A 25464-nucleotide genomic window follows, 5' to 3' on the forward strand; every position below is an offset into this window, starting at 1 on the left:
CGTGGTGGGTGGTCGGCAAGCAAGTCAAAGCGGTTTCAAACGGCAATGCCGGCCAGTTCCGTCCAGTGCGCGGGGTGGGATTGCGCGCTGGTCTGACGTGGCACTGCCTTGGTAAACGGCAGGGTGCGCAAGGCTTCCAGATCACCCTCGGGGTCGAACTGCGCCTGATAGCCATGACGCAGGTAGAGCCCGACCGCCTCGGGCTGGCGGCAACCGGTGGTCAGGTAAATCTGGCGGTAACCCTGGCGCTGGCATTGCGCCTCCAGCTCCTGCAACACCAGCCCGGCCAAGCCCTGACGGCGGAACTGGCTGTGGGTCCAGATGCGCTTGAATTCGGCGGTATGCTCATCCAGCCGCTTGAAGGCCCCGCCGGCAATCGCCTGGCCCTGCCGCAGCAGCAACAGAAAGTTGCCATGTGGCGGCGCAAAGGTTTCCGGCGGATAGCGCCGCATTTCTTCAGCCGCACCGCCGGGGCTGAACAGATTGCCGTAGCGTGCGTCGTATTCCTGCGTCAGCTCGGCCAGCATCACGCTGGCGCGCGGGTCGGTGGTGGTGGTGTAAACAAAGTAGTCACGCATGTGCTCGGTCCATTGCGATGTGTATCTGGCTGTCGCTTGTTATGTGGCCGCCTGTGGCAGCGGCAGGTAGCGCTCGGCCAGGGCCACCCAGTAGCTGGCGGCCAGCGGCAGGATGGCGTCGTTGAAGTCGTAGCGCGGGTTGTGCAGGCCGGCGCTGTCGCCATTGCCGAAAAACACGAAACTGCCGGGGCGCGCCTGCAACATGAAGGCAAAGTCCTCGCTGGCGGTGCGCGGCCGGAAAGCCTCTTCCACCCGCGCCGCGCCCAGCGTGTCCTGTGCCACTTCACGCGCCAGTGCGGTTTCTGCCGGGTGATTGCACACCGGCGGGAAGCCCAGGCGGTAATCCACCTCGGCGCGTGCGCCAAAGCTGGCCGCCTGTGCCTCCACCAGTGCTGGCACGCGCTGTTGCAGCAGGCTGCGCACTTCCGGGCGGAAGGTGCGGGCGGTCAGTTTCAGCTCCACGCTGTCCGGAATCACATTGGACGCATGGCCGCCGTGGATGCTGCCCACGGTGAGCACGCCCATGTCCAGCGGGTCGACATTGCGTGACACCACCGATTGCAGCGCGGTAATCACGTGGGCACTCACCAGCACCGGGTCCACCGTGTTATGCGGTTCGGCCCCATGGCCGCCCTTGCCGTGCACGGTGATGTGCGCCTGATCCACCGAGGCCATGGCCGGGCCTTCGATGCAGCCGATGTGGCCGCAGCTCACACCGGGCCAGTTGTGCAGGCCGAACACCGCATCGCAGGGAAAGCGCTCGAACAAGCCCTCCTCCAGCATGCGCCGTGCGCCGCTGCCGGTTTCTTCCGCCGGCTGGAAAATCAGCTGCAAGGTGCCGTCAAACTGGCCGTGCAGCGCCAGAAAGCGGGCGGCAGCCAGCAGGATGGCGGTGTGGCCGTCATGCCCGCAGGCATGCATCACGCCGGGGTTCTGGCTGGCATACGGCAGGCCGGTGGCTTCCTGGATGGGCAGCGCATCCATGTCGGCGCGCAGGCCGAGCGAACGCTCGCTACTGCCACGGCGCAAGCTGCCCACCACCCCGGTGCCGGCAATGCCGGTGGTCACCTGATAGCCCCACTGCTGCAATAGCGCGGCCACCTTGCCGGCGGTGCGATGTTCGGCAAACGCCAGTTCCGGGTGCTGGTGCAGGTCGCGACGCAGGGCGACGAATTCGGCATTGGCAGCCGCAATGCCGGTTTCGATCTGCAGGCTGCGCGGCAACACGGCGCTGTCTAATGCTGCATTCATCAGGCCACCTGCTGCTGGCTGCTGTGCTCGGCCGCTTGCTGGTAACGGCTTTCCTTGCGCGGCAGGCCCAGATGGTCGCGCAGGGTGCGGCCGTCCAGCTGGCGATTGAAGCGTCCGCTCTTTTCCAGCACCGGCAGCACATGGGTGATGAAGTCATCCAGCCCTTCGGCCACCACCGGGAAGCCAAGGATGAAACCGTCAGCCGCGCCCTCATCCACCCAGCGAATGATCTCTGCCGCCACTTTTTCACCACTGCCGACAAAGTTGCTGCGCGGGGTGGCCACTTCCAGCGCCACCTGGCGCAGGGTCAGGCCGTGCTCACGGGCGCGGGCCTTGATCTGGTCGGTAGTGGAACGGAAGCTGTTGCGACCGATATCGCCAAGCTCCGGGAAGGCCTCGTCCAGCGGGTACCGGGTAAAGTCGTGGTGGTCGAAGAAGCGGCCCAGATAGGCCAGTGCGTCATCGATGGTCAGCAGTTGCTGGATGATGCGGAACTTGGCTTCGGCCTCGGCATCGGTGGCGGCCACCACCGGCGCAATACCGGGGAAGATTTTCACATCGTCCGCCTTGCGGGCTTGCAGCACGGCACTGGTTTTCACCTTGCGCAGGAAGTCGCGGGTTTCTTCGATGGAGGGCGAGTGGGTAAACACCGCGTCGGCATACTTGCCCGCCAGGCCGATACCGGCATCGGAAGAACCGGCCTGGAAAATTACCGGCTGGCCCTGCGGCGAGCGGCTGATGTTCAGCGGCCCGGCCACCTGGAAGAAACGCCCCTTGTGGTTCAGGGTGTGCAGCTTGTCCTTGTCGAAGAACTGGCCGGTTTCACGGTTACGCGGCAAGGCGTCGTCGTCCCAGCTGTCCCACAAACCCTGGGTGACTTGCAGGTATTCGTCGGCAATTTCATAACGCAGGCTGTGTTCCGGATGCGGGCGGCTGTAGTTGAGCGCCGTGCCCTCCAGCGGCGTGGTCACCACATTCCAGCCGGCGCGGCCGCTGCTGATCAGGTCGAGCGAGCCGAACTGGCGCGCCACGGTAAACGGGTCGCTGTAGGAAGTGGACACGGTGCCGGCCAGGCCGATCTTGCGTGTCACGCTGGCCAGCGCCGACAGGATGGAAATCGGCTCGAAACGGTTGAGGAAGTGCGGAATCGATTTTTCGTTGATGTACAGGCCGTCCGCCACAAAGGCAAAGGCAAAGCCGTTGGCTTCGGCTTTCTGCACGGTATCGATATAGAACTGCAGGTTCACGCTGGCATCCGCCGGGCCGCTGGGGTGTTTCCAGGCGTGCATGTGACCACCAGCGCCGTGCAGCATGATGCCGAAAGTAATGGGTTTGCTCATGTTCAGCTCCAAAAAGATTGATCAGTACGGTCAGGCGGCCAGCGGCTCGCGCGCTTCGGCCAGCAGGGCAATGGAGGCGCGGCGCAGCGCAAACTGGGCCACTGGGATATCGATGATGAATTCGCGGATGCCGTAGCTCTGGTGCAGGGAATCCAGCTCGGCGCGCACATCACCGGCAGTACCGGCTATCACGTGCGGATGCTTTTCTTCCAGCTGGTACTGGCTGCTGCCAGCCTGACGGGCAAATTCTTCTGCTGCTTCACGGCTGGGCACATTGACGCTGCGGCCATCTTCCAGCGTCACTTTGAACAGCTTCAGCTCCCCCACCAGTGCCTGCGCCTGTTCGCGGGTTTCCGCCACAAAGGCATACAGCGCCAGTGCGGGCACCTTGCCGGTCCACTGGCGGTACACGGCAATGGATTGCTGGATATTCAAAGGGTCGCCGTTGAAATGGCCGGCATAGGCAAAATCCCAGCCCAGGCGGGCGGCCAGCCGGGCGCTGTCCGGGCTGCCGCCCAGCAGGAAGCGCCCCGGGGTAATGGGTGGCAACGGCGTAGCCTTTGCCCCGGCCAGCGGATGGCCCTCCGGCTGGCCCTCGTTCAGGAAGGCATTCAGTTCGGTCAGCTGGGCGGTGAAGTCGGGCTTGCGTGCGGCATCGTGATAGTGCTGCAAGGCACGGGTGCTGAACGGCAGGCCGCCGGGGGCCTTGCCCACGCCCAGATCCACCCGGCCCGGCGCCAGCGCCGCCAGCAGGTTGAAGGTTTCCGCCACTTTGTAGGGGCTGTAGTGCTGCAGCATGACGCCGCCACTGCCCACGCGGATGCGGCTGGTATGCGCCAGGATGTGGGAGATCAGTACTTCGGGCGCGGAACTGGCCAGCAGCGGTGTGCTGTGGTGTTCGGCCACCCAGAAACGGTAATAGCCCAACTGTTCTGCCAGCTTGGCCAGCGCCACGGTATTGGCCAGCGCATCGGCCGCGGTAGCGCCCGGCGGAATCGGGCTTTTATCCAGGATGGACAGGGAGTATGACATTTGTGTGCACCGTGTAATTGACGCCACAAAATCTATTCCCAGCCAATTTGAAGATCAATCAAATTAAATTGATATGCTTATCCGCGCAGCTTATTCATTTTCCTGCAAATTCCAATAAAAAATTGACTTAGCAATAATCAGCAGAAAGCCATGAAAAACAAATCAATATGAATAAAACCTGCAAAATCAGTTTGATTTGTTAATCATTTTTTATTGATTAAATAAACGGGAACAATACGGAAGAATAAGCACCAGCCGAAACCCGCCACCCTGGCAACGGCTTGCTTGTCCGACCAACCGATTTCCTGTGAACACATCATGAAAATAAAACTGCTCACCCTGGCTATTGCTGCTACTCCCTTGTTTGCCCATGCCGATGAGGGCGTAACCATCTACGGCAAGATTGCTGGCGACATTTCCAGCGTCCGTAGTTACACCGCTACTGGCAGCCAGAGTGCTGTACACGTAGACGACAATACCTCGCGTATCGGCTTCAAGGGTTCGGAAAATCTGGGTAATGGCCTGACTGCCATCTGGCAGGTGGAAAACCGCATCCACGTGGATGGCAGCGGTACGGACACCTTCGCCAGCCGCGACTCCTTCATCGGCCTGCAAACCGAATACGGCAAGCTGCGCCTGGGCCGACTGTCCGACTACGCCAACCTGGACATGGAATATATCGATCCGGGTGCTTACAGCGGCGTAGGCGGCCAGCTGTATTCCACCCGTCTGGACGGTCGCCTGAACAATGCCGTGCGCTACGACAGCCCCAACCTGGCCGGTTTCAGCTTTACCACCACCTGGGCGGCAGACGAGAAACGCGCCAATGACAGCAATGGCCAGCCCACCAACAACCAGGTATTCAACCTGGGCCTGAGCTACGAACAGGCCGGTTACTTTGCCAAGTTCAGCTATGAAACCAAGGGGGATGCCAAACAGGTGAACTCATCCGCCCAGACCGGCGCGGTGAAAAACTGGTGGCGTGTGGAAGCAGGCTATATCAGCGACCCCATCTACCTGGCCTTGGGTTTCCAGACCGTTAACGGCTATCTGGGTGTTTCCAGCGGCAAATTTGTTGACAATCCGGGCGTGGCTTACAACGTCAATGTGCTGAATGCCCGCCTGGCAGCCAGCGGCCAGAGCCTGAGTGCCGCCGCTTCCGGTCAGGATGTGAAAACCCGTGAAGCCGTGCTCACCTTCGGCTACAACGTAGGTGCCTGGCTGCCATATGTTTCGCTGACCAAGGGCTACGACGTGCAAATCGGTGGCAGCAACGTCGACAAGACCGGCTACACCCAATATGTGCTGGGCACGATATACAACCTGTCCAAACAAACACGTGCTTATGCCTCATATGGCCGCGTCAACTGGGGTGGCAATGGTGTAAGCAGTGAAAGCTCGCTCAACCTGGCCCTGGCCAAATCCTTCTAAGACCTCATGCCCCACCTCCCGGCGGGGTTCTTGCTGCCACACCATTTTTACTGCGAAAGATGCCTGATGAGCCGCGACACCCTGTTTTTGCTGGAGCCCGGATTCACCCGTCTCGACCATCCGGCCGACCAGCGCTTTGTCTGCCCGCACAGTAACCTGCTGGAGGGCCTGCTGGCGGTGCAGCCAGCCTTGGCCGAGCGCATTGAAATCCGCCGCCTGCCGTTTCCACGGCCGCGACAGCCGGTAATCGCGCTGCTGGGCGAAGAAAACCAGAGCCTGCCAGTGCTGATACTGGACCCGGCCAGCCCCTTACCGGCCGGTGCCAGACAATATGGCGGACGGCATTTCCTGCAAGACGCCCGGCAGATTGCCGATTATCTGGCACAGCACCACGCTGCCTATCGTCTGTAACCCTTGCCACATTGAAAGCACATCATGGGAATCAAACGCCTGAACCACGCAGTGCTGTATGTCAGCGATGTTGCCGACAGCACCCGCTTCTACCAGCAAGTGCTGGGGTTTAACCCCTCCCCCGGCCCGCAACCGGAAAAGGCTTTCTTTGCCCAGGCGGCAGAGTCGGACAACCATCACGACCTGGCCTTGTTCGCCCGCAATCAGGGTCAGCAACGCGCAGGCGTGTTCAGCGCGCGCGGTGAAACTCCGGGGGCCAACGAGCCGCCGGCCGGGCTTTACCACCTGGCCTGGGAAGTGGACACCCTGCTGGAACTCAAGCGCATCCGCGATCAGTTGCAGGCACTTGGCAAGCTGGGCCTGGAAGAAGACCACGGTATTTTCAAGAGCGTGTACGGCCACGACCCGGACGGCCTGCTGTTTGAAGTCAACTGGTTCCTGCCGGCTGATGCCATCCGCGACGAGGACCGCGACATCCGCACCGCCCCGCTGGACTGGGAACGGGAACTGGCGCGTTTTGCCAGCCACTAGGCAGCACACAGGACAGCGGCTTGCTGCCTGCGCGGCCCGCTGTTCTGCCAAACAGGGATTGCGCCGGGATGGCGCTATGCAGCAAGATGGACAGCCCACCTGTTTATGGAGTCTTGCCGCATGATCAGCCATCTCGACCACCTCGTCCTCACCACCGCCCGCCTGGATGACTGCCTGGCCTTTTATTGTGACGGCCTGGGCATGACGCTGGAAAAATTCATTGGCGGCACCCCGCCAGTGGAGCGGCTGGCACTGAAGTTTGGCAGCCAGAAAATCAATATCCACGTGCAGGGCAAGGAGTTCGAACCCAAGGCCGCCCTGCCCACTCCCGGCGCACTGGACCTGTGTTTCATCGCCAGCCAGCCGCTGGACACGGTGATGGCCCGCCTGCAGGAAAAAGGCCTGGCCATCATTGAAGGGCCGGTAGGCCGTACTGGTGCCACCGGCAAGATCCGCTCGGTTTACCTGCGCGACCCGGATCAGAACCTGATCGAGATTTCCGAATACCTGTCCTGACCATCCGGTCGTTCAGACCGTCTCCTGCCAGCGCTGGCGTATGGCTTCCAGCTCGGCCCGCAAACCGAGGAAGCAGGCCGCCAGCGCGGGGTCGAAGTGCTTGCCTGCTTCACTGGCAATCAGCGCAAACGCCTCATCCACCGTCCAGGCATGTTTGTAAGGCCGCTTGCTGGTCAATGCGTCGAACACATCGGCAATGGCCACAATGCGCGCGGCCAGCGGAATGGCTTCACCCTGCAAACCCTGCGGATAACCCGTGCCATCCCAGCGTTCGTGATGGCTGAGCGCAATGGTGGCCGCCATCTGCAACAGGCTGGATTTGTCTTCACCAATGATGCGGGAACCGATTTCGGCATGGCTGCGCATGATGTTCCACTCATCCGCATCCAGTTTGCCCGGCTTGAGCAGGATGGCATCCGGAATGCCGATCTTGCCGATATCGTGCATGGGCGCGGCATTGAGCAACTCGTCGGCAAAGCGCTCGCCATGACCGGCCGCCAGCGCCAGCAACCGCGAGTAATGGCTCATGCGGATTACATGCAGGCCGGTTTCGTTATCCTTGAATTCGGCCGCCCGGCCCAGCCGCTGGATGATCTGCAGCCGGGTTTCCACCAGTTCCTCCACCCGCACCAGTGACAGATGGGTACGCACCCGCGCCAGCACGATGGGCGGGCTGACCGGCTTGCTGATGTAGTCCACGGCACCGGCGGCAAAGCCTTCCGCTTCGTCCTTGCTGTCACTCAGCGCCGTCACGAAAATCACCGGCAGCGCAGCCGTCTGCGGGTTCTGCTTGAGCTGGCGGCACACTTCCAGCCCAGTCATGCCGGGCATCATCACATCCAGCAGGATCAAATCCGGCCTGGACGCCGCCGCCAGTTGCAGGGCCTTCTCGCCATCGCGGGCAAACAGCAGGCGGTAGTGGTCCTGCAGGATGTGGCGCAAGACTTGCAGATTATTCGGTTCGTCATCCACCAGCAGCAGGCAGGGACGCGTGTCTTCGATAGGGCTCATGGTGCTTCCGTTTCTCCGGCTGCGTCCGGCAGTAGTGCATGCGCAGCCTTCAGGGCCGCATCAAAATCAAAATCATCCAGCGCAGCCTGCAAGTCTTGCAAGCTGACGGCGGGCAATAAGCCGGCTAGCGCCTGCATGGCTTCGTCGTCCAGGCTGGCCTGCCCGCACGCTGCCATCACCCGTTGCAGCCAGGGCCGGGCGGCGGCAGGCAATGGCGCGGCTGTGCTGTCTGCCACCTCGGTGACAAGCGCGGTGCCGGATGCAGGCAAGGCGGCGGCCACGCCGGCCATGATGTTGTCAATGGCATCGGCCTGTGCCGGGCTGCAGGCAGCGGCCTGCTCCACTGCGGCCAGCTGTTGCTGCAATTGCATCAGCCCCAGATTGGCGGCAAGCCCGCGCAGGCGGTGCGCTTGCTGACGGCAACTGGCGGCATCGGCGTCGGCCAGCGCAGCCAGCTGCGGCTGATTGTCGGCCAGAAAACGGCGGATACGCCCCACCAGCACCTCACGCTCGCCCCAGCGCGCCAGTGCGCTGTCCCAGTCGATAAGCACAGCCTGCTGAGTGGTGCTGTGACCGACATCGGCCATCGTGCCGGGCAGGCCGGTGACGCGGGCAATTTCCTGCCGCAGGCTGGCCATGTCCAGCGGTTTGACGGCAAAGCCGTTCATGCCGGCGGCTTCGGCATCCTTGCGGTCCTGACTGAGCACGCTGGCGGTCAGAGCAATCACCGGCGTGGGCGGCTGACCGCTGCGCGCTTCTTGCGCCCGCAACTGGCGGGTGGCTTCCAGCCCGTCCACTTCGGGCATCTGCACATCCATCAGCACCACATCAAAACGCTGGGCCGCGTGCAGGGCCACCGCCTCCGCCCCGCCGCTGGCGGTGCTCACCTGCAGGCCTTCGCGTTGCAGCATCAGTTGCAGCAGTTCCAGGTTTTCCGGCACATCATCCACCGCCAGCACGCGCAGCGGCGGCAAGACCAGCGTTGGCGCCGCGCTGCTGGCTGGCAGGCTGCCACGGGCGGTTTGCAGCGGCAGACTGATATCAAAGGTGGAACCCACGCCCAATTGGCTGCGTACCTGAATGCTGCCGCCCATCAGCTCCACCAGCTGGCGGGCAATGGTGGTGCCAAGCCCGGTGCCGCCAAAGCGGCGCGCCATGCTGGCATCCGCCTGGCTGAACGGGGCGAAGATGCTGTCCAGCCGGTCTGGCGCAATGCCGATGCCGCTGTCGCTGACAGCGATGTGCAAGCGGTCGGCCTCGCAGCGCACCTGCACCACCACCTGGCCCTGTTCGGTGAACTTGACGGCATTTCCCAGCAGATTGGTCAAAATCTGCCGCATGCGCAGCACGTCGCCATACAACAGCTGCGGGCAATCGGCGGCGTAGTCCAGTTGCAGCGCCAGCTGCTTGTCGCGTGCCTGCAGGGCAAAGGCATCCACCAGTTGCTGGCACAGCTCGTGCAGCGAGTAATCCGCCTCATCCAGTTCCAGCGCACCGCGTTCCAGCTTGGCGGTATCCAGCACGCCATTGAGCAGGCCCAGCAGCGCCCGCGCGGACTGGTTGATGGTTTGCAGGTGGCGGCGCTGCTCCGGCTGCAAGCTGCCGTCCAGCAGCAGCTGGGCAAAGCCGATGATGGCATTCATCGGGGTGCGGATTTCATGGCTCATATTGGCCAGGAACATGCCTTTGGCCGCCGCTGCCTGCTCGGCGCGGTCGCGCGCGGCCATCAGGTCCTGCTCCATATGCTTGCGGTCGGTCACGTCGCTGGCCAGCTTCACCACTTTGCAGGGCTTGCCGTCCAGATCCAGAATCGGGTTGTACACCGCCTGAATCCACACCGGACGGCCATCCTTGGCGTAACGCAAAAATTCGCCGCTTTGAAACTTCCCCGCGCGCAAATCGGACCAGAAAGTCTGGTATGCAGCTGAGGCGGCTTCTTCCGGCTGGCACAGCACGCTGTGATGCCTGCCTTGCAGCTCGTCCTGCCGGTAGCCGGTAAGTGCCAGAAAACTGTCATTGGCGGTGAGGATATGGCCATCCATGTCGAACTCCACCACCGCCAGCGCCTGGCGGATGGCATACACCACACCTTCGTACTCCGCCGCACGCAGGCGGCTTTCGGTGATGTCTATCATCACCCCGTCTATCCACTGCGGCTGCTCGTCCAGGTCAAACACGATGCCCGCACTTTCCGACACCCAGCGCTCGCCACCCGCCATGTGAAACAGCCGGTACTCCACCACGTAGGATCGGCCCTCGCTGACCGCCTGGCTCACGGTATCGCGCACGCGCTGCACATCATCCGGATGCATGATGGACAGCAGGCTGATGCTGCCATCCAGAAAGCTGGCTGCCGGCCAGCCGCACAGCTCGGCGATGCTGTCGCTGATGAAGATCTTGCTCCAGTCCCGATCCACCCGGCTGCGAAAGGCCACGCCGGGCATATTGGCAATCAGGGTGCGGTACTGGCTTTCGCGCAGCTTGAGTTCGCGCTCCATGGCGGTGCGTTCGCTGATGTCGGTGACAAAGCCGACAAACATCGGCTCGCGCCCGGTATCCACCCGGCCTACCGCCAGCCGGATGGGAAACACCGACCCATCCTTGCGGCGCGCACTCACCTCGCGCCCCACACCGATCACCCGGGCATCGCCCGTCTGCAGATAATGCGCCAGATAGCCATCGTGGCCGGAACGGTAAGGCTCGGGCATCAGCATATTGATGTTGCGGCCCACCAGCTCGGCAGACTGCCAGCCGAACAGCAACTCGGCGGCCCGGTTCATTTCCAGCACCCGGCCACGCGCATCCATGCTGATGATGCCGTCCACCGCCGTGTCCACCACCGCCTGCAAGCGCGCCTCGCCAGCGGTCTTTTCCGCCGCCAGCTGGCGATAGCGCAACAAGGTATTGCCAGCCAGCACCAGCACCCCGGCACACAGGGTGAGCAAGGCCACCACCGCCGCCATCTTGCCGTTTTCCGCCACCACCCGGCCTGCCGGCTCTGCCACGCCGATGAAGCGGGCCGACAGCATGCCGCTGTAGTGCATGCCGGCAATGGCAAAGCCCATGATGCAACCGGCCAGCAGATTGGTTCTGCCCTCGCCCAGTCGGGCCAGCTGGCGCAGGCCGAAGCGTATCCACAGCGACAGGGTGGCCAGCAAAATGGCAATCAGCAGCGAAAACACAAACCAGCCCGGCGCGTAGCGCAGGATGGGCGCCATCTGCATGGCGGCCATGCCGGTGTAGTGCATGCCGCCTATCCCCGCCCCCACCAGCAGGCCGCCCAGCAACAATTGCGGGCGGCTGACACGGGGGGACGCCAGCATGTTGAGCGCCACCCAGGACGCACAGAAAGCCGGCAGGATGGATAGCAAGGTCAGTTGCAGGTCGTAATGCACCGAGGTGCACAAATCAAAGGCCAGCATGCCGACAAAATGCATGGCCCAGATGCCGATGCCCTGGAACAGGGCACCGCTGAGCAGTGCAATCTGGCGCAGGCTACTGGACAGTGTGCGCGCAGCCAGCCCGGCCATGTACAGGGTGACGACCGAGGTGACAATGGCCACCAGCACGGACAGGGCCACCAGCCAGGGCTGATAGATGCCGGGCAAGAGCGGCAGTGTGCGGCTGTCAGAGAAGATGAAAAAAGCGTCAAGCATGAGGCAAGGCCTTGTCGGAATGGGAAAGCGGCCACCTGTTCACGTGGTGGCCCGCAGACAAGCAAAGCGGCGCATGGCACCAGACATCGTCACAAGCCGGAAGGCAGAGCGGCCGGTTTGCCAAAGAAAAAGCCTTGCAGTTCGTTCACGCCCAGCATGCGCATTTTTTCTGCCTGTTCCAGGGTTTCTATGCCTTCGGCAATCACGCGTATCTTCAGCCGCCGGGCAATGAACACCACGGCCTCGATAATGGCGATGTTCTTTTCGTCTTCGGACTGGATAAAGGCCTTGTCGATCTTGATGGCGTCAATCGGCAGCTCGCAGATGCGCGAGAACGAAGAATAGCCGGTGCCGAAGTCATCAATATGAATTTCCACCCCCAGCTGCTTGATCTTGAACAGCGCCTGTTTCACCAGCGCGATTTCGTCTTCGTGGAACACGCTTTCGGTCAGCTCGACAATCAGGTTTTGCGGGTAAAAGTCGCCGCTGGTAAACAGCATCAGCTTGTCGACAAAGTCTTCCTGCAGCAGTTGGTAGAGCGACACATTCACCGCCACCTTCACCGGCTTGCCCGCCATTTGCTGCAGCAGCGGCTGGGCAGCCATGGCCTGATGAATCACCCAGTCGCCCAGCTCCACGATGATGCCGCTTTCCTCGGCCACCGGGATGAACTCCACCGGCGAGATATCACCCAGCTCCGGGTGCGCCCAGCGCGACAGGATTTCACAGGACGCCAGCGTGTGGTCCTCGGCCGAGACAATATTGTGGGTGACAATGGACAGCTGGCCATTGCCAATGGCCATGCGCAGGTCCTGCGCCAGCGTGGTCTTGCGTCGCAGTTGCTCGCGCATGCCGGGGGTGAAGAACACCACATGGCCGCTGTGACGCGCCTCGCCGGCAGCAATGTCGGCATACAGAAACAGATTATTGGGGTTGTCACAGTCCTGCTCGGACACCGCGCCGATATTGACGTCCACGCAGATGGTCTTGCCCGCCACCTGCATGCGCTGGCTGATTTCCTGCTTCAGCATGACGCCTACTTCCTCCGGGGTCAGCGCACCCTCACCCAGGCGGGAAAAATAGAAAATGAACTCGTCGCCACCCCAGCGCCCCACCTGACAGTCGACATTGCCGAAAATGTCCTGGTTCAGCTGCGACGCCAGCGCTTCCAGCCGCTGCGCCACCTGGCGCAGCACCATGTCGCCAGCCTCGTGGCCCATGCCGTCATTGATTTGCTTGAAGCGCGCCAGATTGATCAGGAAAACCGTGACATTGCCGGGGGTGATGCCAAAGTACTTCACCAGATTGAACACGCCATGGCGGTTCAACAGGCCGGTCAGCTCGTCGTAATACGCCAGGCGCAGCAGGTCCTTGCTTCTTTCCTCCACCCGCGCTTCCAGCGTGTCGTTTTCCCGCTTCAGCTCTTCGGTCAGGGAAGAAAGCTCATCCAGCAAACCCTTGTTGGACAGGGACAGGCCGATGCTGCGGCGGATCAGCTTGTAGTTGTTCTGGTGGGTAATCATCATCACCCAGGCAAAAATCACCCCCATCACGGCAAGCATGACGTGCGACTGGATGCCGGACTGGAACAGCCGGATACAGGCCGGCACCAGCAGCAGCAGGATATAAGCCTTGCCGGCAATCCTGAGCGAGGACAAGGTGCCGGTGGCCCCACCGGCCAGCGAGGACAGGATCACGATAATGGCAAACTGCTGCGCGCCCTGGTAATGCGCAATGCCCCACCAGCCCAGTACCGCCCAGAGTCCGGCGGCGCTCACCAGCCCCAGGCTCAGGTAGAAGCTGTCGGCCAGCAGGAAGGTATGGGTTTTGCGATAGCGTCTGGCTGCATGCAGGAACTGGACAAAACGCAGGGCGGTGAGTGCAAGTGCCGCGCCGGACCATTGCAGGACAAAACCGGATGTGTCGTCAGACAGGATATAAGTAATGGCCAGAATGGCTGCCAGATTCACCAGCAAGCCAACCGCATAATTCTTCAATGACTCGCGCCATATTCTTTCAAGCATGCCTTGCTGCATAAACCGCCTTATCAATGACTGGGCCCTGTCGCGCCGGCTGGTGGCCAAAGTGATGGCAGCGGCTGACTGCTGCCACGGCCGGGCCGGGCTGGTGCAGGAAAATGCTGCGCATGACGCTGGCTGTAAACTGCCATTATAAGCGCTGCCAGCAGGCTGTTATGCCATCGGCGACAAATTTTGCTGTGGTGAGGGTGAATGAAATCCCGACCCTGCTCAGGCATCCGCACACAGCTGGCGCAAGGCTTCGGCAAATTGCAGCAAGGGGCGGGACTGTGCGCCGGCACGGGTAAACATGGCAATCGGCGGCAAGGTCCAGTCAAACGAATACGGCACGATGGCCAGCCCGGCAGTACGCACCAGTTCTTTGGCGATATCCGCCGGCACAATCGACACCGCCCGCTCGCTGGCCACAATCATTTCGCCAATCAGCTTGGACGAATAACTCTCGACAATGGGCGATGGCGGAGCCACCCCGGCGGCCAGAAAAATGTCGGCCACCTGCTCGCGCATCGGCGTATTGGGTGCGCCCAGAATCCAGTCCAGCGCCACCAGTTGCTGCCAGTCCAGCCGTACCCGCCCCAGTTGGGCCGCCAGTCGCCGGCTGGCAATCAGCCGTGGTTGCTGGCGGTACAGCAGGCTGAACTCCACCCCGGCCAGATCCACCGTGGACGAGGCCCGGCCAATCACGATATCCAGCGTGTGGTCCTGCAATTGCGGCAACAGCTGGTCGCTGGTGCCTTCGTGTATGGTGACGGTCAGGCCCTTGCTGTCCTCCGGCATGGCGCGGCGGATGGCCGCCGACAACAAACGTCCGGAAATGAAGGGAATCACCCCCACATGCAGGTGGGCATCGAAACCGGCCACCGCGCTTTCCATGTCGCGCACCAGATGCCCCAGGTCGTGAATCATCGCCTGGGCCCGTGCCAGCACCAGCTTGCCCAGCGCCGTGGGCGCCATACCGCGTACCGAGCGGTCGAACAAGGGCGCGCCGAACATGCTTTCCAGCTCGGCCAGTGCACTGGTGATGGCCGGCTGGCTGCTGGCCATTTGTTCAGCTACCCGCGTCAGGGAGCCGTACTGCCGGATATTCAGCAGCAGGATCAGATGCCGCATTTTCAGGCGCGAACTCAAGCGGCGCAGCACTTCTTCGCCATTAATGCCCGTCATATCGCCGCATTCCATAAGGTAAACATTATGGGATGATAGTAAATCAAAATAACCAGCTTATGTTTACTGCCTAGAATGGCCACATTCGCAGGGGCAGACCACCTCACCCCTGGCAGCCAACCGGGCGATGCGGCACAGCACAGACAGCCACCAGCCCACCTCACTGGAGAAAATGCGTCATGGATACCACCGACCGTCAGGCAGCACTGGATTACCACGAATTTCCCACCCCGGGCAAAATCGCCGTCAACGCCAGCAAGCCGCTGGTGACCCAGCGCGACCTGGCGCTGGCCTACACCCCCGGCGTGGCCGCCGCCTGCGAAGAAATCGTTGCCGACCCGCTCAATGCCAGCCGCTTTACCGCCCGTTCCAATCTGGTGGGCGTCATCACCAACGGCACTGCCGTGCTGGGCCTGGGCAATATCGGCGCGCTGGCCTCCAAGCCGGTGATGGAAGGCAAGGCCGTGCTGTTCAAGAAATTTGCCGGTGTGGACGTGTTCGACATCGAAATCAACGAAACCGACCCGGACAAGCTGGTGGACATCATCGCCAGCCTGGAATCCACCTTTGGCGGCATCAATCTGGAAGACATCAAGGCTCCGGAATGCTTCGAGGTGGAACGCAAGCTGCGCGAACGGATGAAGATTCCGGTCTTCCATGACGACCAGCACGGCACCGCCATCACCGTGGCCGCCGCCTTCATCAACGGCCTCAAGGTCGTGGGCAAGGACATCCGCCAGGTGAAGGTAGTCACCTCTGGTGCCGGTGCCGCCGCCCTCACCTGCCTGGACCTGATGGTGCACCTGGGCCTGCCACTGGAAAACATCTGGGTGACCGATATCGAAGGCGTGGTCTACCAGGGCCGTACCGTGCTGATGGACCCGGCCAAGGCGCGCTTTGCCCAGCCCACCGACGCCCGCACCCTGCGCGAAGTCATTGCCGGTGCCGATGTATTCCTCGGCCTGTCCGCTGGCGGCGTGCTCAAGCCGGACATGGTGGCGCAAATGGCCGCCCGCCCGCTGATTCTGGCGCTGGCCAACCCGGCTCCGGAAATCCTGCCGGAAGAAGCCCACGCGGTACGTGACGACGTGGTGATGGCCACCGGCCGTTCCGACTACCCCAACCAGGTCAACAACGTCCTGTGCTTCCCGTATATCTTCCGTGGCGCGCTGGACGTGGGTGCCACCACCATCAGCCGTGAAATGGAAGTGGCTGCGGTGTACGCCATTGCCGGCCTGGCCGAAGAAGAACAGAACGAAGTGGTGGCCGCCGCCTATGGCAGCTACGACCTGTCCTTTGGCCCGCAATACCTGATTCCCAAACCGTTCGACCCGCGCCTGATCGTGCGCATTGCTCCGGCCGTGGCCAAGGCGGCAATGGACAGCGGAGTGGCCACCCGCCCGATTGCCAACCTCGACGCCTATACCGAGCAGCTGCAACAGTTTGTCTACCACTCCGGCAGCTTCATGAAGCCGCTGTTTGCCGCCGCCAAAAAGCTGGTGCGTGAAGGCGGCAAGACCCGCATCGTGTTTACCGAAGGCGAGGACGAACGCGTGCTGCGTGCGGTGCAGGTCATCGTCGATGAAAAACTGGCGCGCCCCATTCTGGTGGGCCGTCCGGAAGTGCTGCTGGCGCGTATCGAAAAATTCGGCCTGCGCCTGCGTCTGGGCGAGGACGTGGAAGTCACCAACCCGGAATACGACGAACGCTTCCACCAGTACTGGACCAGCTACTGGGAACTGATGTGCCGTGATGGCGTGACCAAGGAAATGGCCCGCGTGGAAATGCGCCGCCGCCTGACCCTGATTGGCGCGATGATGGTACGGCTGGGCGACGCCGACGGCATGATCTGCGGCACGGTGGGCGGCTATCAGGACCACCTGCACTACATTGACCAGGTGATCGGCAAGAAGCCCGGCTCGGACACCTACGCCGCCATGAACATCCTGCTGCTGGAAAAACAGACCGTGGCGCTGGTGGACACCCACGTCAACGACAACCCCACGGCCGAACAGATTGCCGAATTCACCGTGGCCGCCGCCGAGGAAATGACGCTGCTGCACATGAAGCCCAAAGCCGCACTGCTGTCGCGCTCCAACTTCGGCTCCGGCAGCTCGGCCTCCGGCAGCAAGATGCGCCAGGCGCTGGAACTCATCCGCCAGCGCGCCCCGGAACTGGAAGTGGACGGCGAAATGCATGGCGACTGCGCACTGGACGAAGCGCTGCGCATGAACATCCTGCCGATGTCACGCCTGAAAGGTGCCGCCAACCTGCTGGTCTGCCCCAATGTCGACGCCGGCAACATCGCCTACAACCTGCTGAAGACCGCTGCCGGCAGCAATGTGGCCGTCGGCCCCTTCCTGCTGGGCGTCAATGCACCGGTAAACATCCTCACCTCCAGCTCCACCGTGCGCCGCATCATCAATATGGCCGCGCTCACCGTGATGGAAGCCAACCGCCAGGCTGACTAAGCCTGCCCCGGCTGCTGCGCGCCACACCGGCCGCAGCAGCCCGTCCCCTCTCACACCCCTCTACACCAGCAGCCATTCTTGCAGCATGCATCCGCCATGCGCATGGTGTATGACATCAACTATCCGCCCTTGCGGACAGTCCGGCTTGCGACAGCTTTTTCCCTCATCTAAGAACAGGAATGGATGCTGCTGATATTGATCTCCAGTGCCTTTAAACAGCAGTGCACCACAGCCGATTGTCAGACCCTGCCCCGCCAATCACTCGCTCGGGAAATATCATGCTCAGCCAATTCACTGTCAGACAGAAGTTGCTTGCAGGTTTTACCCTGGTCATTACCCTGATGCTGCTGTTGCTGTTTACCGCCATCAGCAATATGCAAATCATCAACAGCAAAATGCTGGACATCACCCAGGACCGCTACCCGAAAATTGCCCTCACCAGCACCCTCACCATCAAGACGCTGGATATTGGCCGCCAAATACGCAATGCCGTCATTTACAGCGCGGGTGACACCGAAGAGTACCTGAGCAAGGTCAACAATCTGAACGCAGAGAAGGCCACCGCCATGGAACAGGTGGAAAAACTGCTCTCCACCGCCAAGGGCAAAGCGCTGTTTGCCAGCATGCGTGAAAAAAACCAGGCACTGTTAAACGCACAGGAACAGATATACCCCTTGATTCGCAGCCATAAAACGGCCGAAGCCGCGGATGTGGTGAAACAGAAAATTGCCCCGGCCAATGCCGCCTACATGGCCAGCCTGAAGGAGTTTGCCGATTTTCAGGAAGGGCTGATGCAAAAAGCCATGCTGGATGCGGCCAGCGCCCACCACAACGCCATGGTCAGCATGCTGACCGTAGGCGGCATCGCCCTGTTGCTGGCCATAGGCAGCGCATTGTTCATTGCACGGCTGATTACCCTGCCGCTGAAACAATCAGCCCGGCTGGTGGAACAAATCCGCAATGGCAACCTGGCTGGTCAGGATGAAAACTATCCGCCGGCACGCGACGAGGCCATCCAGATTGCCCGCGGCATTCAGGAAATGCGCCAGGGGCTGCGTGACATTGTGCAGGCCATCCAGCTGAATGCGCACAATGTTTCCGACTCGGCCCGGGAACTGTCCAGCATGGCCGAGCAAGTAGCCAGTGGCGCACAGCACCAGGCCGAAGCCACCGCAGAAGCCGCCGCCACCATCGAACAGCTTACCGTCAGCATCAACCATGTTGCCGACAACTCGGACGAAGCCACCCGCCAGTCCCGCTCCACCGGCAGTCTGGCGCGGGACGGCGGCAAGGAAGTCATCGACTCGGTCACCCGCATCAAGGACGTCAGCCAGGCCGTCAGCGGCACCTCCTCACAAATGAACATGCTGAGCACCGAGGTGCAGCAGATTGGCAGCATTGTCACCGTGATTCGCGACGTGGCCGACCAAACCAACCTGCTGGCGCTGAATGCCGCCATTGAAGCAGCACGTGCCGGTGAAATGGGACGCGGCTTTGCCGTGGTGGCCGATGAAGTACGCAAGCTGGCGGAACGCACCACCAGCTCGGCACAGGAAATCACCCAGATGGTCAACGCCATCCAGCACGGCGTGGGCCGGGTCGTCGGCAGCATGAATTCCAGTCTGGAGAGTGTGGAAGCGGTCAGCAGCAGTACCGAACTGGCCTCGCAAACCATCGAGCGCATTGGCAACAGCACGCAAGCCATCGAACGCAGCATTGCCAACATCACCGGCGCACTGAGCGAACAACGGGTGGCCAGCCAGAGCCTGGCGCAAAACATGGAGCGCGTGTCGCAGATGGCGGAAGAAAACAGCGCCACCGTAGAAGAACTGGCCACCACATCGGCCCAGTTAAGTGCGCTTTCCCATAATCTGCAGGATATTACCGCCCGTTTTCATTTGTAGCCTTCCGCCATGACGGCGGGGGTGAAACGGCAGCAGGCCCGGCAGCCGGTGTCAGGCCTGCTGCCAACCAAGCGCTATAGACCATCATCCCAGGCAGCAGCCCTGCATGACCACAAGCCTCGCGCCTACACTTCGTGCTCGCACACCCTGTTCCGCCCCTGCTGCTTGGCCTGATAACAGGCGGCATCCGCCAGATTCAGCCACTCATCCCAGCTGCGGCCAGGGCCATCCAGCCAGACCAGACCAATACTGACGGTGACCTTGCATTTTTCACCCGCCATGTCGATTTCCTGCGCAGCCAGCTGCAAGCGTAGTCGCTCTGCCAGGCTGCGGGCCTCGGCCTGACTCACCTGCGCCAGGAAAATGACAAACTCCTCGCCGCCAAAGCGGGCAATCAGGTCCTGCTCCCGCAATGTGGCTTGCAGCGCCTGCGCAGCCACCGCCAACACCCGATCCCCACCCAGATGGCCAAAGCAATCGTTCACGCGCTTGAAGTGGTCGACATCCGCCATGATGATGGCGTTGCCCGCCTCGGCCTGCACAGGCAAGCGGGCAAACAGGTAACGGCGATTCCCCACGCCCGTCAGTTCGTCCCGTTCGCTGGCCTGCCGCAGCCTGACTGCAGAGCGCTCGGACAGAATGGTCAGCACCAGCAACACCAGGGTGAAATTGCAGATGATCTGCGCGAAGAAAGCCCAGGACAGCAGCTGCCGGGACCAGGCACTGCTCACTATCCAGTAACACTCGCTGCCATACAGCAGGGCACTGACCAGCAGCGTCAGGCTAAGCAGCAGTCTGGAAGCCAGCGGCTCTGCATGACGGTCATGCCACATGCAGAATGCCGCCGCCAGCAGGAAGGAAAACGCATTGAAATGAAACACCGCCGCACGCTGCTCATTGTGGGCGATAAAGCCGGTAAACATGCCGACCAGCAGCCACAGCAGCGGCACCAGGGCCACTCGCAGCCGCCAGGCACGCCAACGCGGGCTGCTCAGCTCGGCCAAACCGCTCCACAGGGCAGCATAGCCGCCAACGCCAAGCACAAAATGCACATACCGCCACAAGAACGGCCAGGGCAGCAGCTCAAGCTCGCTCAGCCCCGCCAGCACACCCCCGACCGCCAGCACGGCCAGCGCCAGCGCAATCCGCCCAAGCCCGGTTTCATTGCGCTGGTGACGCCATGCATTCAATACGGCGCAGGTGCCGGCAATCAACGATGTCGAATACAAAAACAGCACCGTTGGCAGATCCAGCATCAGCATGGAAATGGAATTGCTCATAAACTCGCCCTTGATGACTCACTTCACGGTTGGCGAGCGGGCATGCCGGTTCTCTTGATCCAATCCATTCATCGTGCATAGCCCGTCATGCTAGCACAGCTGTTTTGCAGTCCTGTTTATCAGTAGACAATCACGTCAGTACCATCCAGGCCCTCACCCCTCAGCCAGGCGCGCACGCAAGCGCGGGGCGGCAAAGTCCAGAAAAGCGCGGAGCTTGATGGGCAGCCTGCCCTGCGCTGCATACACCAGGCTCACCGGCCATGCAGCTGGCTCATAATCCGCCAGTACAATCTGCACCCGCCCCTCACGCCTTGCCGGTTCGCACTGGTAGGACAGCACACGGGTGAGGCCAAGGCCGCCGCAAGCGGCATCCAGCGCCGCCTCGGCCCCGTTGACAACAAGCCGGGGGTTGATGGGCACCAGCGAAACCGCATTACCTTTATAGAATGGCCAGGCTTGCGTACCGGCCAGCGCGTCATAGCTGATGCAGTCGTGCTGGCGGATATCCTCCGGCACCGTAGGCAGGCCGCGTTGCGCCAGATATTCCGGGCAGGCACACACCACCTGACGCACTTCACCCACCTTGGTAGCCACCAGGCTGCTGTCCGGCAGCGGGCCAATGCGCACCGCCAGGTCGATATGCTCCTCCAGCAAATGCGACACCCGGTCGCCCAGTTGCAGGCGGATATTGATATCCGGGTACGCCTTGAGAAAATCCACCACCACCGGGGTGACATGCAGGCGGCCAAACACCACCGGCGCGGTGATGACCAGATCCCCCTTGGGCGCGGCATATTCGCCACCGGCGGCGCGTTCGGTTTCGTTGACATCGTCCAGAATGCGCCGGCATGCCTCCACATAACTGCGCCCGGCCTCGGTCAGCGCAATATGCCGGGTGGAACGCTGCAACAGCTGCACGCCAAGGTAGCTTTCCAGCTCCGCCACCTTGCGGCTGACGGTGGCCAGCGGCAGCCCAAGCCGCCGCGCCGCCGCGGAAAAGCCACCGGCATCCACCACCGCCACCAGCAGCGCCATTGCTTCCAGTCTGTCGGCCATATTCTCGATTTCCGGGATAGTGATTCCATATTTTAACGAATTATCACCATTCATGAATACGGGTATTGTCTGGGCTGTCACCAACACAGCCCGAACGGAGCCAGACCATGTCGCACCTCACCATCCCCGCCACCATCGCCGACGCCCCGGCTGCCTCGCAAGCCATGCTGGAAGCCGTCAACAAACAGTTTGGCCTTGTTCCCAACCTGTTCCGTCTGGTAGCCAACAGCCCGCAAGCGCTGGAAGGCTACCTCGCCCTGTCCGCCGCCCTGGGGCGCGGCAGCCTGCCGGCCCAAACCCGCGAGCGCATTGCGCTGGCTGTGGCCGAAATCAACCGCTGCGCCTATTGCCTGTCCGCCCATAGCTACCTGGGCAAGAACCTGGCCAAGCTGGACGATGCCGAAATCCTGGCCAACCGCCGAGGCACCTCCACCGACCCCAAGGCCGATGCCGCCGTGCGCTTTGCAGCGCAAGTGGCACTTGAGCGCGGCCATGTCGGGCGCGACGCACTGCTGGCAGTGAAGGCAGCCGGCTATGACGAGGCGCAGATCATCGAAATCGTGCAGCATGTTGCGCTCAACAGCTGGACCAACTACATCAACTCTGTAGCCGACACCGACATCGACTTCCCCGCTGTCCAGCCCTTTAGCGCCTGACCCACCGCCCCGGCACCCGCCGGGGCAAGCCACCCGGAGCCCGCCATGAACCGCCCACCCCTGCCCCCGTTTGACGCCACCAGCGCCGCCCTGAAAGTACGGCTGGCCGAAGACGCCTGGAACAGCCGCGACCCGGCCCGCGTCGCCCTCGCCTACACCCCGGACAGCCGCTGGCGCAACCGCGACCGCTTCATACAGGGCCGTGCGGCCATCGAAGCGTTTTTGACCGAAAAATGGCAGCGCGAGCAGGAATACCGGCTGATCAAGGAACTGTGGGCCTTTACAGAGCAGCGCATTGCCGTGCGCTTTGCCTATGAATGGCGCGACCACAGCGGCCAGTGGTACCGCGCCTATGGCAATGAAAACTGGGAATTCGACGCGCACGGCCTGATGGCCATCCGCCACGCCAGCATCAACGACCTGGCCATTGCAGAAGCCGACCGGCTATTCCACTGGCCACAAGGCAGGCGGCCGGACGATCACCCCTCGCTGTCCGCGCTGGGTCTGTAATCGCGCATCCGGGTTTCCTGCCGTGGCAGGCCAGCTACCATCGCACCGTCCACATGCAGGCGAATGGCATTGCGCCCGGCATGCTTGGCGGCATACAGCGCCTGATCGACAGCGGCCAGAAACCCGGATTCGCCACCCACCCCATGCCATTGCCCCAGACCCATGCTTACCGTGACATGCAGCAGCTCGCTGCCCGTCAGCATGGGTGTGGCCGCAATGGTTTGCCGCAAGGCCTCACACAAGGGCAAAGCCTGCTCCAGGCTGCGGCCCGCCAGCAGGATGGCAAACTCCTCGCCACCCATGCGGCATACCAGATCATCCCGCCCCACCCCTTGCTGCAATAGCCGGGCCAGCGCGCGCAGCACCTGGTCTCCGGCTTCATGACCGTGGCTATCGTTAATGCGCTTGAAGTGGTCGATATCCAGCATGGCCAGGCAGAAAGGCCGCCGCTCGCGCTGACAGGCCAGCTGCCACTGTGCCATCGTCTGGTAAAACACCCGCCGGTTGGCCAGCCCGGTCAGCACATCGGTACAGGCCATTTGCTGGATGCGCCGCTCCAGCGCCTCGGAAAAAAACTCGCCGCTTAACAGCGCAACAAACAGGATGACCGAGCCGGACAGCAATACACTCAGGTAAAGCAGCTTGATGGTGTCCACCCCCAGCGCCGCCACTTCTGCGCTGGCCGGCCAGGGGTGCAGATCAAACAGCGAGAACCAGCCAATGCAGATGCTGGTAACCAGCAACATGCCCCACTTGTCACGCGTGGGCACCACCAGTGGTGTGGTGAGAAAGAACAACAGGAAATAGTAGTGCCCGCCGATTTCGGTACCCTGCCCGCCCAGAATCCCCGCCAGCACGGTGGCCTGACAAATCAGGCAGGCCTTCCAGTAATGCGGCGGCCTGCCCAGACGCTGCTGCCGGTAAAACCAGACCATGCCCAGCAGCGGAATGGCCGATGCCTTCAGGCTGATGGACGCCAGCGCCCAGTTGCCCAGCCAGAAAAACAGCAAAAAGTAAAACAGCACCATCAACAAAACCAGGGCAGGCACGGCATTGGTGATGTACTGCCGCCTGCGCACTGCGCCGCTTTGCGCCGGGTCCACGCCCAGTTGCAACCAGCGCCAGACCATCTGCTGCCATTGCTTGCTTGTGCTTGGATTCATGCTGTGCAGTTCAGTAGTGGCGGAATGAGGCAGAGGCAATGGCGACGGCAAGACACGGCCGGCCCTCACCATCACCTGTATTTTCTACCAGTATAGAGACAGAACCCATTCCACATACAGCTCAAGCGGCGGCAGCCCTGCCCCGTTGCTGCTGCGCCTCCACCCGCCACGCCTGCTTTTCCATGCGCTTGGCCAGTTGCTGGTAACAGGCGCTGGCCAGCCGCAGCAGCTCGGCATGATTGCAGTCCAGCCCGTCCGGCCCGGCAATACGCTGCGCCAGCGCTTGCAGCGGTGAGGCCTGGCTATCCAGCTCCACCAGTCGGCCATGCGCATGGCGGCGTGGGTGGTCCGGGCTGTAATTGAGAGTCAGCAGCCAGTGGCTGCGCTGCCAGCCCGGCCCATGTTGCAGCACCGCCTGCAGTACGGCATGGCTGATTTGTTGCCCGGCCTCCGCCGCCATGGCCAGTGCCTGCTCCCAGCTGGCGTAGCAATCGGGACGTTGTTGCAATGCTGGCAGTGCTTGCCGCTCCAGCCACAGGCGCAGGCGGCGCGCAGCCGGGCGTTTGCTGTGGCGCAAGGCGCGTTGCAGTGTGGCGGCGGGCCAGCCGGTTTGCGGTGTGTCTTGCGGGCTCAGGCTGATGGTGCAGCCCAGCTGCGGCGGGAGTTGTTGTTGCAGGCTGCGGCGCAGGCGCGGGCCGAACAGTTGCAGGATGTCGTCAGCCAGCAGGCAGTAATGGCCGTGGTGTTGTACTACGCGGACGGGTTTGCCGAGGTAGCAGAGTGTCAGGGGTGGTGGCTGGGGGATGATGGGGTCGGGATGCGTCATGGTGCTGCCCTCCGTTGCAGGATGAAGGCTGCCACGCGCTTGTTTGAAGGCGGGTGGCAGGCCAAAGCGGGGTTGGCGAACCGGGAGAGTCACCACAGAACCGGCAGACCGTATAGGTCTCCCCACCTGGCCTGCCATTGAAGGGTGCAGACGCAAGCAGAAAAAGCCGCTTTGACACGGCTTTCCCGGTAACTCTCATCAGGTCGCCAAACCTGGATGCGCTAGAAAACGCAACGGGACAAGGCTAATCAGCACCACCGGGGACGGCAAGGGTAGAGGGACGGGGAAACACTGGCAAGATGTGCAGGTAAGGGAGCTGGTATCCGCAACGGTGGACGGGATGCTTGTTTGCTTGGTGACGTTATTTGGCCAGCGCGTAGGGCGGAAGCGCCAGCCTTACCGGGGTGTCCCGCCGTCATGCGGACCATCCCAGCGCACTACAAAATCCGAATTGTTCGGACTGTAGAAATCCGCTGCGCGGATGATTTCTTGTCTTGCCGCTTCCGCGCGGCGGACGGGAAAGAGGGCTTGCCTGGCCAAGCCCTCCTTCACCTCCAAGGCCACCCCACAAGCATGGCCTGCGGCTGCCCGACAGGACCCGCCCGCGGCGAGGCGCGCCTGAACTCGCGATTTGCTAA

The 25464-nt window shown here is 62.1% G+C and carries 20 protein-coding genes; 8 read left to right on the forward strand and 12 right to left on the reverse strand.

All coding sequences use genetic code 11. The features are described 5' to 3' along the window. Positions 1-35: 35 nt before the first annotated feature. The 4 genes from DKK66_RS18750 to DKK66_RS18765 are packed head-to-tail and all read right to left on the reverse strand — an operon-like array spanning position 36 to position 4201. The gene (locus tag DKK66_RS18750; RefSeq protein ID WP_131360477.1) at positions 36-578 is read right to left on the reverse strand and encodes a GNAT family N-acetyltransferase; all 543 of its coding nucleotides are present in this window, start codon (positions 576-578) and stop codon (positions 36-38) included. Between the two features lie 39 nt (positions 579-617). Beyond that, a complete protein-coding gene (locus DKK66_RS18755; protein WP_131360479.1) occupies positions 618-1829 on the reverse strand; it encodes a M20 aminoacylase family protein in 1212 nt (403 codons plus the stop codon). Beyond that, a complete protein-coding gene (locus DKK66_RS18760; RefSeq protein WP_131360481.1) occupies positions 1829-3169 on the reverse strand; it encodes an LLM class flavin-dependent oxidoreductase in 1341 nt (446 codons plus the stop codon). Before DKK66_RS18760 ends, DKK66_RS18755 begins: the two co-directional genes overlap by 1 nt. Before the next feature lie 30 nt (positions 3170-3199). Beyond that, complete coding sequence (locus DKK66_RS18765) at positions 3200-4201, reverse strand: LLM class flavin-dependent oxidoreductase (protein ID WP_045846136.1); 1002 nt, start codon at positions 4199-4201, stop codon at positions 3200-3202. Between the two features lie 318 nt (positions 4202-4519). On the opposite strand from DKK66_RS18765, the gene DKK66_RS18770 reads away from it, so the two are divergent. The 4 genes from DKK66_RS18770 (at position 4520) to DKK66_RS18785 (ending at position 7090) form a co-directional block, all read left to right on the forward strand. After that, the gene (locus DKK66_RS18770) at positions 4520-5632 is read left to right on the forward strand and encodes a porin (RefSeq protein ID WP_131360483.1); all 1113 of its coding nucleotides are present in this window, start codon (positions 4520-4522) and stop codon (positions 5630-5632) included. A gap of 66 nt (positions 5633-5698) precedes the next feature. Further along, the gene (locus tag DKK66_RS18775; RefSeq protein WP_131360485.1) at positions 5699-6043 is read left to right on the forward strand and encodes a DUF3088 domain-containing protein; all 345 of its coding nucleotides are present in this window, start codon (positions 5699-5701) and stop codon (positions 6041-6043) included. A 24-nt stretch (positions 6044-6067) separates the two neighbouring features. After that, a complete protein-coding gene (locus DKK66_RS18780; protein ID WP_131360487.1) occupies positions 6068-6574 on the forward strand; it encodes a VOC family protein in 507 nt (168 codons plus the stop codon). Positions 6575-6694: 120 nt separating this feature from the next. Beyond that, entirely contained in the window at positions 6695-7090 is a 396-nt protein-coding gene (locus DKK66_RS18785) for a VOC family protein (protein WP_062787968.1), read from the forward strand. 12 nt (positions 7091-7102) lie between these two features. Here DKK66_RS18785 and DKK66_RS18790 read toward each other — a convergent pair whose 3' ends face one another. From DKK66_RS18790 to DKK66_RS18805, 4 genes are all read right to left on the reverse strand, one after another. Next, positions 7103-8101 (reverse strand): two-component system response regulator, encoded by a 999-nt coding sequence (locus DKK66_RS18790; protein ID WP_131360488.1) that lies wholly within the window; start codon positions 8099-8101, stop codon positions 7103-7105. Beyond that, positions 8098-11757 carry a PAS domain S-box protein gene (locus tag DKK66_RS18795; RefSeq protein WP_131360489.1) on the reverse strand — a complete coding sequence of 1220 codons (3660 nt, stop codon included), beginning with the start codon at positions 11755-11757 and terminating at the stop codon, positions 8098-8100. The genes DKK66_RS18790 and DKK66_RS18795 overlap by 4 nt, the downstream gene beginning before the upstream one ends. Positions 11758-11846: 89 nt before the next feature. Then, positions 11847-13781 carry a bifunctional diguanylate cyclase/phosphodiesterase gene (locus DKK66_RS18800; protein WP_165494232.1) on the reverse strand — a complete coding sequence of 645 codons (1935 nt, stop codon included), beginning with the start codon at positions 13779-13781 and terminating at the stop codon, positions 11847-11849. A gap of 225 nt (positions 13782-14006) precedes the next feature. Next, positions 14007-14960, reverse strand: coding sequence for a LysR substrate-binding domain-containing protein (locus tag DKK66_RS18805; protein ID WP_131360493.1), 954 nt, complete (start codon positions 14958-14960; stop codon positions 14007-14009). 179 nt (positions 14961-15139) lie between these two features. Here DKK66_RS18805 and DKK66_RS18810 point away from each other — a divergent pair, with 179 nt between their 5' ends. Together DKK66_RS18810 and DKK66_RS18815 are read left to right on the forward strand one after the other, a co-directional pair. After that, positions 15140-17431: an NADP-dependent malic enzyme gene (locus tag DKK66_RS18810; RefSeq protein WP_062787981.1), complete on the forward strand. Its 2292-nt coding sequence runs from the start codon at positions 15140-15142 to the stop codon at positions 17429-17431. Between the two features lie 278 nt (positions 17432-17709). Next, positions 17710-19335: a methyl-accepting chemotaxis protein gene (locus DKK66_RS18815; protein WP_131360495.1), complete on the forward strand. Its 1626-nt coding sequence runs from the start codon at positions 17710-17712 to the stop codon at positions 19333-19335. A gap of 125 nt (positions 19336-19460) precedes the next feature. Here DKK66_RS18815 and DKK66_RS18820 read toward each other — a convergent pair whose 3' ends face one another. Together DKK66_RS18820 and DKK66_RS18825 are read right to left on the reverse strand one after the other, a co-directional pair. After that, a complete protein-coding gene (locus DKK66_RS18820; protein WP_131360497.1) occupies positions 19461-20615 on the reverse strand; it encodes a GGDEF domain-containing protein in 1155 nt (384 codons plus the stop codon). A gap of 153 nt (positions 20616-20768) precedes the next feature. Further along, positions 20769-21671, reverse strand: a complete 903-nt coding sequence (locus tag DKK66_RS18825; protein ID WP_207389821.1) for a LysR family transcriptional regulator — start codon at positions 21669-21671, stop codon at positions 20769-20771. Positions 21672-21778: 107 nt separating this feature from the next. Here DKK66_RS18825 and DKK66_RS18830 point away from each other — a divergent pair, with 107 nt between their 5' ends. Together DKK66_RS18830 and DKK66_RS18835 are read left to right on the forward strand one after the other, a co-directional pair. Next, positions 21779-22327 carry a carboxymuconolactone decarboxylase family protein gene (locus DKK66_RS18830; protein WP_131360499.1) on the forward strand — a complete coding sequence of 183 codons (549 nt, stop codon included), beginning with the start codon at positions 21779-21781 and terminating at the stop codon, positions 22325-22327. 45 nt (positions 22328-22372) lie between these two features. Next, entirely contained in the window at positions 22373-22837 is a 465-nt protein-coding gene (locus DKK66_RS18835) for a nuclear transport factor 2 family protein (RefSeq protein WP_131360501.1), read from the forward strand. Here DKK66_RS18835 and DKK66_RS18840 read toward each other — a convergent pair. Both DKK66_RS18840 and DKK66_RS18845 read right to left on the reverse strand, forming a co-directional pair. Beyond that, positions 22807-24000, reverse strand: coding sequence for a GGDEF domain-containing protein (locus tag DKK66_RS18840; RefSeq protein ID WP_165494233.1), 1194 nt, complete (start codon positions 23998-24000; stop codon positions 22807-22809). The two genes, DKK66_RS18835 and DKK66_RS18840, sit on opposite strands and share 31 nt — an antisense overlap. Positions 24001-24121: 121 nt before the next feature. Then, the gene (locus DKK66_RS18845; RefSeq protein ID WP_131360506.1) at positions 24122-24826 is read right to left on the reverse strand and encodes a hypothetical protein; all 705 of its coding nucleotides are present in this window, start codon (positions 24824-24826) and stop codon (positions 24122-24124) included. Between the last annotated feature and the right edge of the window lie 638 nt (positions 24827-25464).

The organism is Aquitalea sp. USM4, from assembly GCF_004328945.1.
GTDB classification, from domain to species: Bacteria; Pseudomonadota; Gammaproteobacteria; order Burkholderiales; family Chromobacteriaceae; genus Aquitalea; species Aquitalea pelogenes.